At 67.7% G+C, this 16,435-nt stretch carries 16 protein-coding genes; 14 read left to right on the plus strand and 2 right to left on the minus strand.

All coding sequences use genetic code 11. From position 1 onward, the window contains the following. Positions 1 to 109 precede the first annotated feature (109 nt). Positions 110 to 1,642: an amino acid permease gene (locus U4Z31_RS06895; protein WP_321809813.1), complete on the plus strand. Its 1,533-nt coding sequence runs from the start codon at positions 110 to 112 to the stop codon at positions 1,640 to 1,642. A 156-nt stretch (positions 1,643 to 1,798) separates the two neighbouring features. Here the strand turns inward: U4Z31_RS06895 and U4Z31_RS06900 are convergent, their stop codons facing one another. Further along, positions 1,799 to 2,524, minus strand: coding sequence for a glutathione S-transferase (locus U4Z31_RS06900; RefSeq protein ID WP_321809814.1), 726 nt, complete (start codon positions 2,522 to 2,524; stop codon positions 1,799 to 1,801). A 129-nt stretch (positions 2,525 to 2,653) separates the two neighbouring features. Further along, the gene (locus U4Z31_RS06905; protein WP_321809815.1) at positions 2,654 to 2,986 is read right to left on the minus strand and encodes a cupin domain-containing protein; all 333 of its coding nucleotides are present in this window, start codon (positions 2,984 to 2,986) and stop codon (positions 2,654 to 2,656) included. A 409-nt stretch (positions 2,987 to 3,395) separates the two neighbouring features. Between U4Z31_RS06905 and U4Z31_RS06910 the strand changes: the two genes are divergently transcribed. The 13 genes from U4Z31_RS06910 to U4Z31_RS06970 all read left to right on the plus strand — a co-directional run bounded on the left by U4Z31_RS06910 (position 3,396) and on the right by U4Z31_RS06970 (position 16,423). Beyond that, positions 3,396 to 4,217, plus strand: a complete 822-nt coding sequence (locus tag U4Z31_RS06910) for a hypothetical protein (RefSeq protein ID WP_321809816.1) — start codon at positions 3,396 to 3,398, stop codon at positions 4,215 to 4,217. 32 nt (positions 4,218 to 4,249) lie between these two features. Further along, a complete protein-coding gene (locus U4Z31_RS06915; RefSeq protein WP_321809860.1) occupies positions 4,250 to 5,008 on the plus strand; it encodes a Tat pathway signal protein in 759 nt (252 codons plus the stop codon). Between the two features lie 162 nt (positions 5,009 to 5,170). Beyond that, positions 5,171 to 6,580 carry a 3-isopropylmalate dehydratase large subunit gene (gene leuC, locus U4Z31_RS06920; protein ID WP_044843810.1) on the plus strand — a complete coding sequence of 470 codons (1,410 nt, stop codon included), beginning with the start codon at positions 5,171 to 5,173 and terminating at the stop codon, positions 6,578 to 6,580. A gap of 3 nt (positions 6,581 to 6,583) precedes the next feature. After that, the gene (locus U4Z31_RS06925) at positions 6,584 to 6,730 is read left to right on the plus strand and encodes an entericidin A/B family lipoprotein (protein WP_011658379.1); all 147 of its coding nucleotides are present in this window, start codon (positions 6,584 to 6,586) and stop codon (positions 6,728 to 6,730) included. Between the two features lie 65 nt (positions 6,731 to 6,795). Beyond that, complete coding sequence (leuD, locus tag U4Z31_RS06930) at positions 6,796 to 7,446, plus strand: 3-isopropylmalate dehydratase small subunit (RefSeq protein WP_044843811.1); 651 nt, start codon at positions 6,796 to 6,798, stop codon at positions 7,444 to 7,446. Between the two features lie 75 nt (positions 7,447 to 7,521). Then, positions 7,522 to 8,589 (plus strand): 3-isopropylmalate dehydrogenase, encoded by a 1,068-nt coding sequence (gene leuB / locus U4Z31_RS06935; protein WP_321800014.1) that lies wholly within the window; start codon positions 7,522 to 7,524, stop codon positions 8,587 to 8,589. A 118-nt stretch (positions 8,590 to 8,707) separates the two neighbouring features. After that, the gene (locus U4Z31_RS06940; RefSeq protein ID WP_006756675.1) at positions 8,708 to 8,827 is read left to right on the plus strand and encodes a hypothetical protein; all 120 of its coding nucleotides are present in this window, start codon (positions 8,708 to 8,710) and stop codon (positions 8,825 to 8,827) included. 84 nt (positions 8,828 to 8,911) lie between these two features. After that, the gene (gene asd / locus U4Z31_RS06945) at positions 8,912 to 10,033 is read left to right on the plus strand and encodes an aspartate-semialdehyde dehydrogenase (protein WP_057923940.1); all 1,122 of its coding nucleotides are present in this window, start codon (positions 8,912 to 8,914) and stop codon (positions 10,031 to 10,033) included. Positions 10,034 to 10,596: 563 nt separating this feature from the next. Continuing rightward, entirely contained in the window at positions 10,597 to 12,804 is a 2,208-nt protein-coding gene (locus tag U4Z31_RS06950; protein WP_321809861.1) for a FimV/HubP family polar landmark protein, read from the plus strand. Further along, positions 12,804 to 13,616: a tRNA pseudouridine(38-40) synthase TruA gene (gene truA / locus U4Z31_RS06955; protein WP_257774899.1), complete on the plus strand. Its 813-nt coding sequence runs from the start codon at positions 12,804 to 12,806 to the stop codon at positions 13,614 to 13,616. Before U4Z31_RS06950 ends, truA begins: the two co-directional genes overlap by 1 nt. Beyond that, the gene (locus U4Z31_RS06960) at positions 13,613 to 14,314 is read left to right on the plus strand and encodes a phosphoribosylanthranilate isomerase (RefSeq protein WP_044843816.1); all 702 of its coding nucleotides are present in this window, start codon (positions 13,613 to 13,615) and stop codon (positions 14,312 to 14,314) included. The genes truA and U4Z31_RS06960 overlap by 4 nt, the downstream gene beginning before the upstream one ends. Before the next feature lie 54 nt (positions 14,315 to 14,368). After that, a complete protein-coding gene (trpB, locus tag U4Z31_RS06965; protein WP_044843817.1) occupies positions 14,369 to 15,562 on the plus strand; it encodes a tryptophan synthase subunit beta in 1,194 nt (397 codons plus the stop codon). 9 nt (positions 15,563 to 15,571) lie between these two features. Beyond that, a complete protein-coding gene (locus tag U4Z31_RS06970; RefSeq protein WP_044843818.1) occupies positions 15,572 to 16,423 on the plus strand; it encodes a DNA-methyltransferase in 852 nt (283 codons plus the stop codon). The last annotated feature ends 12 nt before the right edge of the window (positions 16,424 to 16,435 follow it).

The raw sequence follows: 16,435 nt of genomic DNA on the forward strand, positions 1-16,435 counted from the left end.
ATCGGACGCGCGACCCGGCGGCAGGACCATTTTTTGACGCGAATAACCGGGCCGATCGATTGGTATTCCGAATCAATTCGAGCGGCCCGAATCCAACAGGGTGAACACTATGGATGCTTTGCAAGCGGCAGCGCAGACGGCCGCGCCGTCCGGAACGGCGCTCAAGCGCCGGCTGCAGAGCCGCCACATCGCGATGATCGCGATCGGCGGCTCGATCGGCACGGGGCTGTTCGTCGCGTCGGGCGCGTCGGTCGCGCAGGCGGGGCCGGGCGGGGCGATCGCCGCGTATATCGCGATCGGACTGATGGTCTACTTCGTCGTCACCGGGCTCGGCGAGATGGCCGCGCTGATGCCGGTGTCGGGCTCGTTCGCGATCTACGGCGAGAAGTACGTCGACGAAGGCTTCGGCGTCGCGCTCGGCTGGACCTACTGGTACAGCTGGGCCGTGACGATCGCGATCGAGCTGGTCGCCGCGCAGATCGTGATGCGCTACTGGTTTCCGGCGGTGCCGGGCGTGTGGTGGGGCGCCGGGTTCCTGGTGCTGATCTTCCTGCTGAACACGCTGTCCGTGCGCGGTTTCGGGGAATCCGAATACTGGTTCTCGCTGATCAAGGTCGTCACCGTGATCGCGTTCATCGCGGCGGGCTTGCTGATCGCGGCCGGCCTGCTCGGCAACGGGCAGCCGGTCGGCTGGCGCAACTTCAGGACCGGCGACGCGCCGTTCGTCGGCGGCGTGCATGCGATGATGAGCGTCGCGCTGATCGCCGGCTTCTCGTTCCTCGGCACCGAGCTGGTCGGGATCACGGCGGGCGAATCGGAAAACCCGCGCAAGACGATCCCGCGTGCGGTGAAGCAGATCTTCTGGCGGATCATGCTGTTCTACGTGCTCGCGATCTTCGTGATCGGCCTGCTGGTGCCGTACACCGATCCGAACCTGCTCAAGAGCGACGTGACCGATATCGGCGTCAGCCCGTTCACGCTCGTGTTCAGCCATGCGGGCTTTCCGCTCGCCGCGGGCGCGATGAACCTCGTGATCCTGACGGCCGTGCTGTCGGCCGGTAACTCGGGCACGTATGCGGCCACGCGGATGCTGTACAACCTCGCGGCGGAAGGCCGTGCGCCCGCGATGTTCGCGACGCTGTCGCCGGGCGGCGTGCCGCGCAACGCGCTGTACGCGACGATGGCGGTGGGCGGGCTGTGCTTCCTCACGTCGCTGACCAACAACCAGAGCATCTATCTGTGGCTGCTCAATACGGTCGGCATCACCGGCTTCATCGCGTGGCTCGGCATCGCCGTCTGCCATTACCGGTTCCGCAAGGGCTTTCTGAAACAGGGCTACCGGCTCGAGCAGCTGCCGTATCGCGCGAAGTGGTTCCCGCTCGGGCCGCTGTTCGCGATCGCGATCTGCATCGTGATCTCGCTCGGGCAGGATTACCAGGCGTTCTTCGCCGCCCGCGTCGACTGGATGGAAGTGCTGTCGATCTATGTGTGGATCCCGCTGTTCGTCGCGATCTGGTGGGCGTATCGCCGCGTGCGCAAGAGCCGGCTCGTGCGCTACGAGGAGATGGAGATCGGGCCGTGGCTCACGCGCTCGGTCGAGGCCGTCGATGCGGCGGTCGCGCGGCACGGTCAACCGCACTGAGCGTGACGCGGCGCATGCGCGGCGACGGGGCCGGCTCGCGCAACGCGGCCGGCTCCGGTGAAGCAGGCGTGACGACGCGCAGCGGCAGCACGCGTTCAGCGCGCGTGCTGCCGCTGCGCCTTCATGAAATCCACCCACGCGGGAGGCGTGGCGCCACTACTTGTCCAGCTCCGGGTAGTGCCGGAAGATGCCCATGTCGTTGAACGGGATGCGGCGCTCCGACTCGAGATAACGCGCGACGGGCGGATGCGCCGCGACGCGGTCGTGCAGCCCGACGAGCCCCGCGACCTTGCGTTCCTCGCGCTTCATCGCCTTCGGGAACGCGTAGCGCAGGCCTTCGATCAGCTGGAAGATCGACAGATCCACGTAACTGAGCGCGCTGCCGGCGATGTGCCCGCCTTTGTGCGGATTCTGCGCGAGCACGCGATCGAAGTAGCCGAGGAATTTCGGCAGCCGGTGTTCGAGAAAATCGGCCGCGCGCTCGGCGGCTTCGGCCTTCTGGTCCTCGTAGAAAAGGCCGCTGCCGATCGGGTGATGCGTGTCGTGGATCTCGGTGACGAAATCGGCGACGGTCAACTGAAGCTGATGCACCCACAGCCGGCCGGCTTCGTCGTCGGGCGCGAGCCCCAGCCGCGCGCCGAGAAACAGCAGGATGTTCGCGGCCTGCCCGACGACCACGTCGCCGGCCTTCAGGAACGGCGGCGCGAACGGCACGCATTCGGCCTTCGTGCTGTCCATCAGCCGCATCATCGCCGACACGCCCATGCCGCGCCCCGATTCGCGCGCGACGTCGACGTAGTCGGCCTCGGCCGCTTCGAGCGCGAGCCGTACGTATTCGCCGCGGCCCTGGATTTCGGGCCAGTAATAGAGTTCGTATCGCATGCAGTGCTCCTGTCCGGTCGATGCGTCGGGCGATGCCAGCATCGTGATGGCGGGAAGGGCGGTCGCGCGCCGCCCGTTGCGAATAGACAGTCTAGGAGATCGTGCGGGAAGTGCGGTGCTTGCCGCGCGTCACGCACCGCGCTCGTCGCGCTCGCCGCCTTCCGGGCCGTAGAAGAACACCCAGGTCGAGAAGTCGTCGGAGAAGCCGGCGAAGCGGTGCGCCGCGAATGCGGGGACGAACAGCACGTCGCCCGTCGCGACGCCGCATTCGCGCCCGTCCACGATGAACCGCGACGTGCCGGCGGCGATCACGTAGACCTCGTCGCGCGTGTGCGGCGTCTGCAGATCCTCGCCGCGCGGCCGGTACAGCTCGATGTCGAGCGTGCCGTGTCGAAACAGCGTGGTGAACAGCGTGCCTTCATCGTCGAGGCGGGCGAGCGATTCGTTGATGCCGAGCTTCATCGTCGTGGGCTCCGGGGTGCGGATCGTGGGAACGAGGGCATGCGCGTTGCACCATCGTAGCGCGAAATCCGCAGCTCGGCCGGCGGTGTGCGACCCTGCCTGCGAATCGCGTCGCGCGCCATCGATGAAACGGCGGCACCACGATCTCACCACTGATGAAACGAATCGGTCCGCCGGTGAAACGGCGCGGCGATCGTCGGCATGTGTGCGACAGCTTCACCGCAATTTAATAAACGCGCACTACGATCGCGCATCGTCAATCGACGGAGCGTCGTGCTGCGTTTCACGCTTCGACGCTGCCGCCCGTCGCGGATCTCCGCGATTCGCCAGATTGCCATTTCCCGTGACCCCGCGAATTGCACCGCCGCGCCATGCCGCCGCATGCGATTCGCATTGTTTCGCATTTCTTATGAATTCGAATGCATCGACTGCTTCACGCAGAAAATTCCTTGCCGCCGCACCCGGCATCGCAGCGGCGCCGCTGTTGAGCGCATGCGGTGGCGACGACGTCGCGTCGGCGCCGCTCACCGATGCGGCGCTGGCCGCGCAGATGTCCGCGAAGCTGAACGCGCAGCTCGGCGATGCGGCGACGGTCGACGCGATCCTTCCCGCGCTGACCGATGTTGGCTTCACCTGGGACCTGCCGACGGTGCCGGCCGCGCAGATCGGCGCGATCGTCGCGTACAGCTTCGGCAATCGCCCGAACGCCGCGAGCGGCAACACGTCGAGCACGGGCGGCAACCAGTCCGCGCTGCCCGATCCGGGGCCCGTCAACGAAGCGCTCGCGGACGTCGTATACCGCATCCGCCAGCTGAAGCCGGTCAAGGTCTACGCGCAGTGGGAAATCGCGCGCTTTCTCGTGTCGAAATACGGGATGGGCGCCGACGTGCTGTCGTCGGTCGAACCGGTGATCGCGAGCGACGGCACGATCGTGTACCTGAGCACGGCCGGCGTCGCGGCCGAGGCGGTTACGCGTGCGGGCGGTGCGGCTGCGATGGGCACCGTCGCGGTGGTCGGCCATCGCGACCATGCGAAGCGCTGCATCCAGACCTCGCAGCAGGCCGGCATGAAGGCGGCCGCCGTCGCCGAGGTGCCGCTCCCGACCGTGTACGACCCGCAATCGGGCCAGCCGTGGACGCGCAACCGCAGCCTCTACCTCGTGCACGACATGTATGCGCAGATGCTGAGCCGCGCGATCGCCGCGACGATGCAGGCGTTTCCGAAGGGCTGACGCCTGCCGCTCTCCACTCGAATCTCATGACCATGACGACCCGCCGCCATTTCCTCGCTTCCTCTTCGCTGCTCGCTGCATCGTGCGCCGCCGTCGCGCCCGCGCGCGCGAGCGGTGCTCCCGTGTCCGATGCGGAACTCCAGCGCCAGATGCTCGGCAAGCTGACCGACGAACTGAACGATCGCGCGACCGCGGCCGACGAGACCGGCTACCTGCTCGACACGTTGTTCTCATGGACGCCGCCGGGCGTCGATGCGGCCGCCATCAACACGATCGCCGCGTTCGGCTTCGGCAGCCGCGCGGGCGCGTCCGGTGCCGCGCCCGTCCCGGGCCCGGTGAACGAGGCGATCGCCGATGCGGTGTTCCAGCTTCGGCAAAAGGCCGCGGCGCCGATTTACGCGCAGCAGGAGGTCGCGAGCGTGCTCGCGTCGAAATACGGGCTGACGGCCGGCGTGACGTCGATCGCGACGCGGGCACCGGCCGCCGGCAGCCCGATCCCGACCCCCGACGGCGTCGTCGCCGCGATCGTCCGACAGGCCGGCTCGGCCGCGGCGCTCGGCAAGGTCGGCATCGTCACGCATCGGGATCAGGCGTCGCTCGCCGTGCGCGTGTCGAGCGCCGCGGGGATGCAGGCCGCGGTGCCGGCCGGGCTGACGCTGCCGGTGTTCTACGACGCCGCCGCGCAATTGCCCGCATTGCGGCGTCGCGATCTCTACCTGCTGAGCAGCGCGGGCGTGCAGCTCGGCATGCTGCGGCTCGCGCTGATCAACCGCGAATACCCGAACGGCTGACGTTCCCCGTTTGGCTGGTAATGCCGATACAGGTATTGGCACTACCAGCCAAACCACTGTTTTTAATGGGTTTTTTCGCGCCGCGCCCGCGCCGCGGCGCGTTCTGCGTGGCATAATCGACCGCATCCGCAAGGCTTGTAGTCACAACGACCCCGCATACCCATGGCACAGACTCTCTACGACAAACTGTGGAATACCCACGTCGTCCACACCGAGGACGACGGCACGGCATTGCTCTACATCGACCGTCAGCTGCTGCACGAAGTCACGAGCCCGCAGGCGTTCGAAGGGCTGAACGTCGCGCACCGCCCGGTGTGGCGCATCAGCGCGAACCTGGCCGTGTCGGACCACAACGTCCCGACCACGGATCGCAGCCACGGCATCGCCGATCCGGTCTCGAAGCTGCAGGTCGACACGCTCGACGCGAACTGCGATGCGTTCGGCATCACGCAGTTCAAGATGAACGACGTGCGTCAGGGCATCGTGCACATCATCGGGCCGGAGCAGGGCGCGACGCTGCCGGGCATGACGATCGTCTGCGGCGACTCGCACACGTCGACGCACGGCGCGTTCGGCGCGCTCGCGCACGGCATCGGCACGTCGGAAGTCGAGCACGTGCTCGCGACGCAAACCTTGCTGCAGAAAAAGAGCAAGAACATGCTCGTGAAGGTCGAGGGCACGCTGCCGCGCGGCTGTACCGCGAAGGACATCGTGCTCGCGATCATCGGCAAGATCGGCACGGCCGGCGGCACGGGCTACGCGATCGAATTCGGCGGCTCGACGATCCGCGCGCTGACGATGGAAGGCCGGATGACCGTCTGCAACATGGCGATCGAAGCCGGCGCGCGCGCGGGCATGGTCGCCGTCGACGACACGACGATCGACTACCTGAAGGGTCGTCCGTTCGTGCCGACCGGCGCGGAATGGAACCAGGCCGTCGAGTACTGGCGCGAATTCAAGTCGGACGAAGGCGCGCAGTTCGACCGCGTCGTCGAGCTGAACGCGGCCGAGATCGTCCCGCAGGTCACGTGGGGCACGTCGCCGGAAATGGTCACGTCGATCGACGGTCGCGTGCCGGACCCCGAGCGCGAGAAGGATCCGGTCAAGCGCGACGCGATGGAGCGCGCGCTGGCCTACATGGCGCTCGAGCCGAACACGCCGATCGAGTCGATCAAGGTCGACAAGATCTTCATCGGTTCGTGCACGAACGCGCGCATCGAAGATATCCGCGCAGCCGCCTACGTCGTGAAGAAGCTGAACCGCCGCATCGCGTCGAACGTGCGGCTCGCGATGGTCGTGCCGGGCTCGGGCCTCGTGAAGGCGCAGGCCGAGCGCGAAGGGCTCGATAAGGTGTTCACGGATGCGGGCTTCGAATGGCGCGAGCCGGGCTGCTCGATGTGCCTCGCGATGAACGCCGACCGGCTCGAGCCGGGCGAGCGCTGCGCGTCGACGTCGAACCGCAACTTCGAAGGCCGGCAAGGCGCGGGCGGTCGCACGCACCTCGTGAGCCCCGCGATGGCGGCGGCGGCGGCGATCGAAGGCCATTTCGTCGACATTCGCCAGCTGGGGTAACGCGTGACGGCATCGAAGCTCATCGCGCGGCTGGTGGCCGCGCTGGCGCTCGCGGGGCTGGGCTTCGGCCTCGCGGGCTGCAATACCGTCCGAGGCTTCGGCCAGGACGTCAACGCCGCCGGCAATGCGCTGCAGCGCGCCGCGGACTGACGCCCACCGAGAATTTGTCGATGTGCGCCGGCTGAATGCCGGCCCTCCAACCGGATAGACGGATCATGGAAAAATTCACTGTACATACCGGCGTCGTGGCGCCGCTCGATCGCGAGAACGTCGACACCGACGCGATCATCCCGAAGCAGTTCCTGAAGTCGATCAAGCGCACGGGCTTCGGTCCGAACGCGTTCGACGAATGGCGTTACCTCGACCACGGCGAGCCGGGCCAGGACAACTCGAAGCGCCCGCTGAACCCGGACTTCGTGCTGAACCAGCCGCGCTACCAGGGTGCATCGGTGCTGCTGGCACGCAAGAACTTCGGCTGCGGCAGCTCGCGCGAGCACGCGCCGTGGGCGCTGCAGCAGTACGGCTTCCGCGCGATCATCGCGCCGAGCTTCGCCGACATCTTCTTCAACAACTGCTACAAGAACGGGCTGTTGCCGATCGTGCTGACCGAGCAGCAGGTCGATCACCTGTTCAACGACACGTATGCGTTCAACGGCTATCAGCTGACGATCGACCTCGATGCGCAGGTCGTGCGCACGGGCGACGGCCGCGAGTATGCGTTCGACATCACCGCGTTCCGCAAGTACTGCCTGCTGAACGGTTTCGACGACATCGGCCTGACGCTGCGTCACGCGGACAAGATCCGCCAGTTCGAAGCCGAGCGGCTCGCGAAGCAGCCGTGGCTCAACAACAAGCTGGTCGGCTGAGATTGCCTTCGGGCGGGCGCGCGTGACGTGCGCCCGCCGACCTGCCACCCATACCTATCCAGTCAGGAATAACGCATGAAGATTGCAGTGCTGCCCGGCGACGGCATCGGTCCGGAAATCGTCAACGAAGCGGTCAAGGTGCTGAACGCCCTCGACGAGAAGTTCGAGCTCGAGCAGGCGCCGGTCGGCGGCGCGGGCTACGAGGCGAGCGGTCATCCGTTGCCGGACGCGACGCTGAAACTCGCGAAGGAAGCGGACGCGATCCTGTTCGGCTCGGTCGGCGACTGGAAGTACGACTCGCTCGAGCGCGCGCTGCGCCCCGAGCAGGCGATCCTCGGGCTGCGCAAGCATCTCGAGCTGTTCGCGAACTTCCGTCCGGCGATCTGCTATCCGCAGCTCGTCGATGCGTCGCCGCTGAAGCCGGAACTGGTCGCGGGCCTCGACATCCTGATCGTGCGCGAACTGAACGGCGACATCTACTTCGGCCAGCCGCGCGGCGTGCGCGCGGCACCGGACGGCCCGTTCGCCGGCGCGCGCGAAGGCTTCGACACGATGCGCTACTCGGAACCGGAAGTGCGCCGCATCGCGCACGTCGCGTTCCAGGCCGCGCAAAAGCGCGCGAAGAAGCTGCTGTCGGTCGACAAGTCGAACGTGCTGGAGACGTCGCAGTTCTGGCGCGACATCATGATCGACGTGTCGAAGGAATACGCGGACGTCGAGCTGTCGCACATGTACGTCGACAACGCGGCGATGCAGCTCGCGAAGGCGCCGAAGCAGTTCGACGTGATCGTGACCGGCAACATGTTCGGCGACATCCTGTCGGATGAGGCGTCGATGCTGACGGGCTCGATCGGCATGCTGCCGTCGGCGTCGCTCGACAAGAACAACAAGGGTCTGTACGAGCCGTCGCACGGTTCGGCGCCGGACATCGCGGGCAAGGGCATCGCGAATCCGCTGGCGACGATCCTGTCGGCCGCGATGCTGCTGCGCTACTCGCTGAATCGCGCGGAGCAGGCCGATCGCATCGAGCGCGCCGTGAAAACGGTGCTCGAACAAGGCTATCGCACCGGCGACATCGCGACGCCGGGCTGCCAGCAGGTCGGCACGGCGGCGATGGGCGACGCGGTGGTCGCGGCGCTGTAAGCGCGCAGCAAGGCAACGGGCAGTCAAGATGGAAAAGGGCGCGAACCGGCCGCGAAATCGGCCGGTTCGCGCGCGGTTGGCCGTTGTGCGGGCAACCGGCTTTGTGTAGACTCGAACGATGGCGCTGATTTCCCTGATCTCCCCGGTCCTGAAACTCCACGGCAACACTGCCCGTGCGGGTGCGCGCGCCATCGTCATCACGAAAACCATTACCACGAAAACGATCATTAAACGCTGATCGCCGTCGTGCCCGCCTGTTTCCCCGCGCGGTCACGCGGGGACGGAAATGGCGGGGAAGCTCCATTCAAGCAAAGGGTTAGTCATGAACGTAGGTCTCGTAGGTTGGCGCGGCATGGTCGGCAGCGTGCTGATGCAGCGCATGCAGGAAGAAGGTGATTTCGACCTGATCGAACCGGTGTTTTTCAGCACCAGCAACACGGGCGGCAAGGCGCCGTCGTTCGCGAAAAACGAGACTACGCTCAAGGACGCGACCAACGTCGACGAGCTGAAGAAGTGCGACGTGATCATCACGTGCCAGGGCGGCGACTACACGAACGACGTGTTCCCGAAGCTGCGCGCGGCCGGCTGGAACGGCTACTGGATCGATGCGGCCTCGTCGCTGCGGATGAACGACGACGCGGTCATCATCCTCGATCCGGTCAACCTCGACGTGATCAAGGACGCGCTCGTCAAGGGCACGAAGAACTTCGTCGGCGGCAACTGCACGGTCAGCCTGATGCTGATGGCGCTCGGCGGCCTGTTCCGCGAGAACCTCGTCGACTGGATGACGGCGATGACCTACCAGGCCGCATCGGGCGCGGGCGCGCAGAACATGCGTGAACTGCTGTCGCAGATGGGCACGCTGCACGGTTCGGTGCAGGAACAACTCGCCGATCCGGCTTCCGCGATTCTCGACATCGACCGCCGCGTGCTCGCGACGATGAACAGCGACGCGATGCCGACGAGCCACTTCGGCGTGCCGCTCGCCGGCTCGCTGATCCCGTGGATCGACAAGGATCTCGGCAACGGGATGTCGAAGGAAGAGTGGAAGGGCGGCGCGGAAACCAACAAGATCCTCGGCAAGCCGGCCATGGGCGAGCCGGGTTCGATCCCGGTCGACGGCCTGTGCGTGCGGATCGGCGCGATGCGCTGCCACTCGCAGGCGCTGACGATCAAGCTGAAGAAGGACGTCCCGCTCGACGAAATCAACGGCATCCTCGCGTCGGCGAACGACTGGGTGAAGGTCGTGCCGAACGAGCGCGAAGCGTCGATGCGCGACCTGTCGCCGGCGAAGATCACCGGCACGCTGACGGTGCCGGTCGGTCGCCTGCGCAAGCTCGCGATGGGTGGCGAATACCTGTCGGCGTTCACGGTCGGCGACCAGCTGCTGTGGGGCGCGGCCGAGCCGCTGCGCCGCATGCTGCGCATCCTGCTCGACAAGTAAGTCGGGCCGCGCCGCGCGCGGTGCGCGCGTGACGCGAAACGCCTGCCAGCCCTTCGCGGGGCGGCAGGCGTTTTTTTTGTCCGGCGTCAGGTCTTGTGCGGACCGCCCATTGCGCGAAAGTCCCGAACCGCTCGCGCGGCCGGGGCTTTTCCTGCATCGCCATCCTTTGGCACGAGAAATCGATGCGACGCGAAGTACAAGGAGGGGCCGAATTCGTTCCGGAACCCGATGCCGTCGTCCGGTTTTTCATCGATTGATGATCCTCTTTTGACAAAACCGGCGCGTGCGATTCAGTGCCCGGATCGGCGATGCCTTCGCGCGATTCGCGCACCGACGGCCCGACGCGGTCGGCCGTAAGGTCGCGGCGCAGGCGCGGACGGCCGCATCCGCAGGCGACGAATTCGGCCGGAACGCGATCGTGTGAAGTAAACTATGCGGTTACGACGCGCAGAGCCGCCCAAAGCGTCGCGTTCTGCGCGACGCTTTTGCATTTCTGCGGCGACTTTATTGACGCTTCCCTACGCGAATCCGAGCCGCGCCCGCGCGCGGCGATAGAGCCTACGATGTCCCGAATTTCCTTGTTTCCGCGTCAGTCCCGTCTGGCGCGCGCCCTGCGTGGCGCGCTGGCGATCCTGGCGCTCGGCGCGGCCGCTTCGGCCTGGGCGGCCGGTTCCGGCGAGCTGCCGGCGTCCGCCGCCGGCGGTGCCGCGCCGCTCAACGTGACGGTCCAGCCGGGCCAATCGTTGAACGACCTCGCGAAAGCCGCGACGCAATCGCACGATCCGGGCGTGCTCGCGCGCGCCGGCCGCGCGCTGTTCGACGCCAATCCGCAGGCGTTCATGAAGCACGACCCGAGCCGCCTGAAAGTCGGCGCGACGCTGACGGTGCCGGCGCTCGATGCGACCGGCGCGGCGCTCGTGCCGGCTGCTGCGTCGGGGGCATCGGCTGCGTCCGCGCCGGTTGCCGCGTCGGGCACGGCGGCGGTCGCGCAGCATGGCGCGTCCGCGCCGCATCCGGGGTCGGCCGTGCAAACCGCGCCGGCCGTATCGGCCGCGCATACGGCGCCGGTCAGCGGGGCGAGCGTCACGGTCGCAGCCGGGGCAGCGGCAGGCGAGTCGGCTTCGAGCGGCGCGTCCGCCGCGCACGGCGCGTCCGCCGCGCACGGCGCGTCGACGGTCGAATCCGTCCAGTCGCCAGCGGCTGCGGCCGGCGCAAGCGGGCCGCACGTGTGGAACGGCGCGATCCAGTCCGCACCGTCGTCAGCGAGCGAAGCCGTGATGCAGTCCGGACCGGGCGGTGCAGCTCAAGGGATGCACGAACCGTCTGCAGCAGCGCCCGTCGCGGGTGCGTCGCAGCCGCGGCCGTCGAGCCTGCAGCAATTGCTCGCGCTGAAGAACCGCGTGCTGATGGAACTGCAGAAGCACGGGATCGGGAAGCCGGCCGCCACGAACAACGTTGCACCGGCGCCGGCGCCCGCTGCGCCGCGTCCCGCTGCGAACGGCACGAACGGCGCGAACGGCGCGAACGGCACGAACGGCACGAACGGCACGAACGGCACGAACGGCACGAACGGCACGAACGGCACGAACGGCACGAACGGCGCGAACGGCGCGAACGGCGCGAATGATGCGGCGGCGTCAGCTGCCGCGTCGTCGTCGGCTGCGAGCGAAGCGGCGTCCGGCGTGGCCGCGAGTGCGGTGCAGCCGGCATCGGCGCCCGTGCAGCCGGCCGTGCCGGCGGCGACCACTGTGCCTGCACGCGGTTCGGAACAGATCGACTGGCGTCCGGCCGCCGCGGCCGGCGCCGCCGTGGTCGTGCTGGCGGCCGGTTTTGCGTGGCGCAAGCGCCGGAAAGCGCGGCCGACCGACGAAACCGCACCGGCATCCGGCGGGACGGCTGTTGCCGACGACGATGCATCTTCGTCGCCGGTCGCATCCACCGAGCCAGTGCCGCCGATTCTCCCCGAGACGCCGTTGGCCCGCGACGCGGCCGCCGATCTGAGTCTGGTCACGGCCGCCGCCGCAGCGGCGGAGACGTTCGAGACGCACGAACCCGAAATCCCGTCGCCGTCGGAAACGGCGAAGCCGCACGACGTTCAGGCGGAAGTATCGTCCGCGCACGTCGCACCCGACAGCGACGCAACGCCGGCCCCGCACGACGAGAAGCCTGTCGCGGAACCGGCCGCGGACGAGCCGCTCGTCACGCCCGCCGCACCCGCGACGAACGACGCCCAGCACGCAGCGCTGATGCAGAACGCGATCAGCGCGCTCAACAGCCTCGACATGCCGCTGCCGCCGCGTACGGCCGATGAGCCGCCCGCACGCGAAGGGCAAGCCGAAGGTGTGCAAATCGCAACTAACGGTCAATCGGCCACACACCCGCCAGTTGGCGCGACCGATCCGTCCCCGGAACATCCGGCCGACCACGACGACGAGTTCGACTGGGATCCGGACGCGGCAACGCCTGCCTCTCACGCGGGCGGTGCCGCCGCGCCGTCGTCGCTGCCGCCGCTCGGCGTCGCGCAGTTCGGCGCGCTGAAGCTCGATTTCGATCTCGACCTGCCGTCCGCGCCGGGTGCCGCGCTGCCCGCGCTGACGCCGGAGGAACTCGCCCGCATCGCGCGCAACAAGCTGGATCTCGCGTCGGAGTACGTGCAACTGGGCGATCTGTCCGGCGCGCGCACGCTGCTGCAGGAAGTGGTCGACGCGAACGACGCCGCCACGCGCGACGATGCGCGTGCGCTGCTCGCGAAACTCGCGGAAGAGGCGTGATGCGGATCGCGCTCGGGATTCAGTACGACGGCGCCGCGTTCTGCGGCTGGCAGGCGCAGCCGCACGGCAAGACCGTGCAGGATGCGCTCGAGCGTGCACTCGGCGCGTTCGCATGCGTGCCGCTGCACACGACGGTCGCGGGGCGGACCGACACGGGCGTGCACGGGCTCGGACAGGTCGTGCATTTCGATACGGCGCTCGATCGCGCGGATTTCTCGTGGGTGCGCGGCACCAACGCATTTCTGCCGCCGACCGTGTCCGTGCAGTGGGCGAAGCCGATGCCGGACGCGTTCCACGCGCGTTTCTCGGCGTTCGAACGCACGTACTACTATGCGCTGTACGTGCATCCCGTGCGCTCGCCGATGCTGGCCGGCCGCGCGGGCTGGATCCACACGCCGCTCGACGACGACGCGATGCGCGCGGCCGCCGCGCATCTGATCGGCGAGCACGACTTCTCGTCGTTCCGGTCGTCGGAATGCCAGTCGAAGACGCCGGTCAAACACCTGTACCAGATCGACGTGCGGCGCGCGGGCCACTTCATTCATTTCCGCTTCCGCGCGAACGCGTTCCTGCACCACATGGTGCGCAACCTGATGGGCTGCCTCGTCGCGGTGGGGCGCGGCCGCTATCCGGCCGACTGGCTCGCCGACGTGCTGGCCGGGCGCGATCGCAATCTCGCGGCGCCCACGTTCATGGCCGACGGGCTGTACCTTGCCCATGTCGGCTACCCGGCGGAATTCGCCGTCCCGCCCGCGCAGCTCGGCAGCGTGCCGTGGAGCAGCGTCTGGGCCGATCTGGATCCACAACCATGACGGATCACGCCGTATCTTCTTCGACCTCCGCCGCGGCCGGCCTCGCGCCGCGCACGCGCATCAAGCTGTGCGGCCTGTCGCGTCCCGAGGACGTGCTGCATGCCGCCGCGCTCGGCGCCGACGCGATCGGCCTCGTGTTCTATCCGAAGAGCCCGCGCGCGGTGTCGATCGCGCAGGCGGCCGAACTCGCGAGCCTCGCGCCGCCGTTCGTGTCGGTGGTCGGGCTGTTCGTGAACGCGACCGAAGCCGAGATCGAGGCGGTCGTGCGCGACGTGCCGCTCACGATGCTGCAACTGCACGGCGACGAGACGCCCGAGCAGTGCGACGCCCTCGGCCGCGCGGCGCGCCTGCCGTGGTTGCGCGCAGTGCGCGTCGGCCCCTCGACGCAGCCGGCCGATTTGGTAGAATCGGCTCTTCATTATTCGAAAGCGCGCGGCCTCCTGTTCGACACCCTGGTGCCGGATTACGGCGGTAGCGGCAAGGTCTTCGATTGGTCACTTATTCCCGCAGAGCTCGCGCATCGGGCCGTTTTGAGTGGTGGCTTGAACGCGCAAAACGTCGGTGATGCGATCCGCCAGTTGCGTCCGTTTGCTGTCGATGTCTCGAGTGGCATCGAAGTGGAGGGCGCGAAGGGCGTGAAGGATCATGCCCGAATGGCGGCGTTCGTACGCGCGGTGCGCGAAGCGGACGCCGGGTGATGCAAGAAGGTGCGGCCCCGACAGCGGGCGCACCGACCGATCGAGAGTGACACCATGTACAACCTTCCTGATGATCGCGGCCACTTCGGCCCGTATGGCGGCGTGTTCGTCGCCGAAACGCTGATTCACGCGCTGGACGAACTGCGCACGGCGTATGAAAAATTCCGGAACGACCCCGATTTCGTCGCGGAGTACGAGCGCGAACTGAAGTACTTCGTCGGCCGTCCGTCGCCGATCTATCACGCGCAGCGCTGGAGCGAGACGCTCGGCGGCGCGCAGATCTACCTGAAGCGCGAGGACCTGAACCACACCGGCGCGCACAAGATCAACAACGTGATCGGCCAGGCGCTGCTCGCGAAGCGGATGGGCAAGAAGCGCGTGATCGCCGAGACCGGCGCCGGCCAGCACGGCGTCGCGACCGCGACGATCTGCGCGCGCTTCGGCATGGAGTGCATCGTCTACATGGGCGCCGAGGACGTGCGCCGCCAGGCCGCGAACGTCTACCGGATGAAGCTGCTCGGCGCGACGGTCGTGCCGGTCGAATCGGGTTCGCGCACGCTGAAGGACGCGCTGAACGAAGCGATGCGCGACTGGGTCACGAACATCGAAAGCACGTTCTACATCATCGGCACGGTGGCGGGCCCGCACCCGTATCCGGCGATGGTGCGTGACTTCCAGCGCGTGATCGGCGACGAGTGCAAGGTGCAGATGCCGGAACTCGCCGGCCGGCAGCCGGACGCGGTGATTGCGTGCGTCGGCGGCGGCTCGAACGCGATGGGCATCTTCTATCCGTACATCGACGATGCTTCCGTGCAGCTGATCGGCGTCGAAGCGGCCGGCGACGGCCTCGACACCGGCCGTCACGCGGCGTCGCTGATCGCCGGCAGCCCCGGCGTGCTGCACGGCAACCGCACGTACCTGCTGCAGGACGACAACGGCCAGATCATCGAGACGCATTCGGTGTCGGCCGGCCTCGACTATCCGGGCGTCGGCCCCGAGCACGCATGGCTGAAGGACAGCGGCCGCGCGCAGTACGTGCCGATCACCGACGACGAGGCGCTGAAGGCGTTCCACGACTGCTGCCGGATCGAGGGGATCATCCCCGCGCTCGAGTCGAGCCACGCGATCGCGTACGGCGTGAAGCTCGCGCCGACGCTGCCGAAGGACAAGATCCTGCTCGTCAACCTGTCGGGCCGCGGCGACAAGGACATGCACACGGTCGCCGAGCGATCGGGCATCGCGCTCTGACCCCGACCGATGCGTGACCTGATCGAACAACCGGGCGGCGGCGCCGCGAGCGAAGCGGAGGCGGTGCAGCCTGCCGTCGCCGTGCCGCGCGCACGGCCGTCCGGGATCGAGCTGCACAACCGCGATTTCATGACCGAAGCCGCGCGCCTGCCGGATGCGTCGATCGACCTGATCGTCGCCGATCCGCCGTACGGGCTCGGCAAGGACTACGGCAACGACTCGGACAAGCGTTCGGGCGACGATTTCCTCGCGTGGACGCGCGAGTGGCTCGAGCTCGCGATTCCGAAGCTCAAGCCGAGCGGGTCGATGTACATCTTCTGCACGTGGCAGTACGCGCCGGAAATCTTCAGCTTCCTGAAGACGAGGCTCACGATGGTCAACGAGATCATCTGGGACCGGCGCGTGCCGAGCATGGGCGGCACGACGCGCCGTTTCACGTCGGTGCACGACAACATCGGCTTTTTCGCGGTTTCCAAAGCGTATTACTTCGATCTCGATCCGGTCCGCATCCCGTACGACGCCGACACGAAGAAGGCCCGCTCGCGCAAGCTGTTCGAAGGCAGCAAGTGGCTGGAGATGGGCTACAACCCGAAGGACGTCTGGTCGGTCTCGCGCCTGCACCGGCAGCACGCGGAGCGCGTCGATCATCCGACCCAGAAGCCGCTGGAAATCATCGAGCGGATGGTGCTCGCAAGCTGCCCGCCGGGCGGCCGCGTGCTCGATCCGTTCATGGGCAGCGGCACGACCGCGGTGGCCTGCGCACGGCAGGGGCGCGACTTCGTCGGCTACGAGATCAACGAAAGTTATTGCGCGATCGCGCACGAGCGCGTGAGCGCGCTCGTCGCGCCGGCGTGCGCGTGAGTCGCGCCGCCG

The sequence above is a fragment of the Burkholderia sp. BCC1985 genome, assembly GCF_905339915.1.
Lineage (GTDB): Bacteria > Pseudomonadota > Gammaproteobacteria > Burkholderiales > Burkholderiaceae > Burkholderia.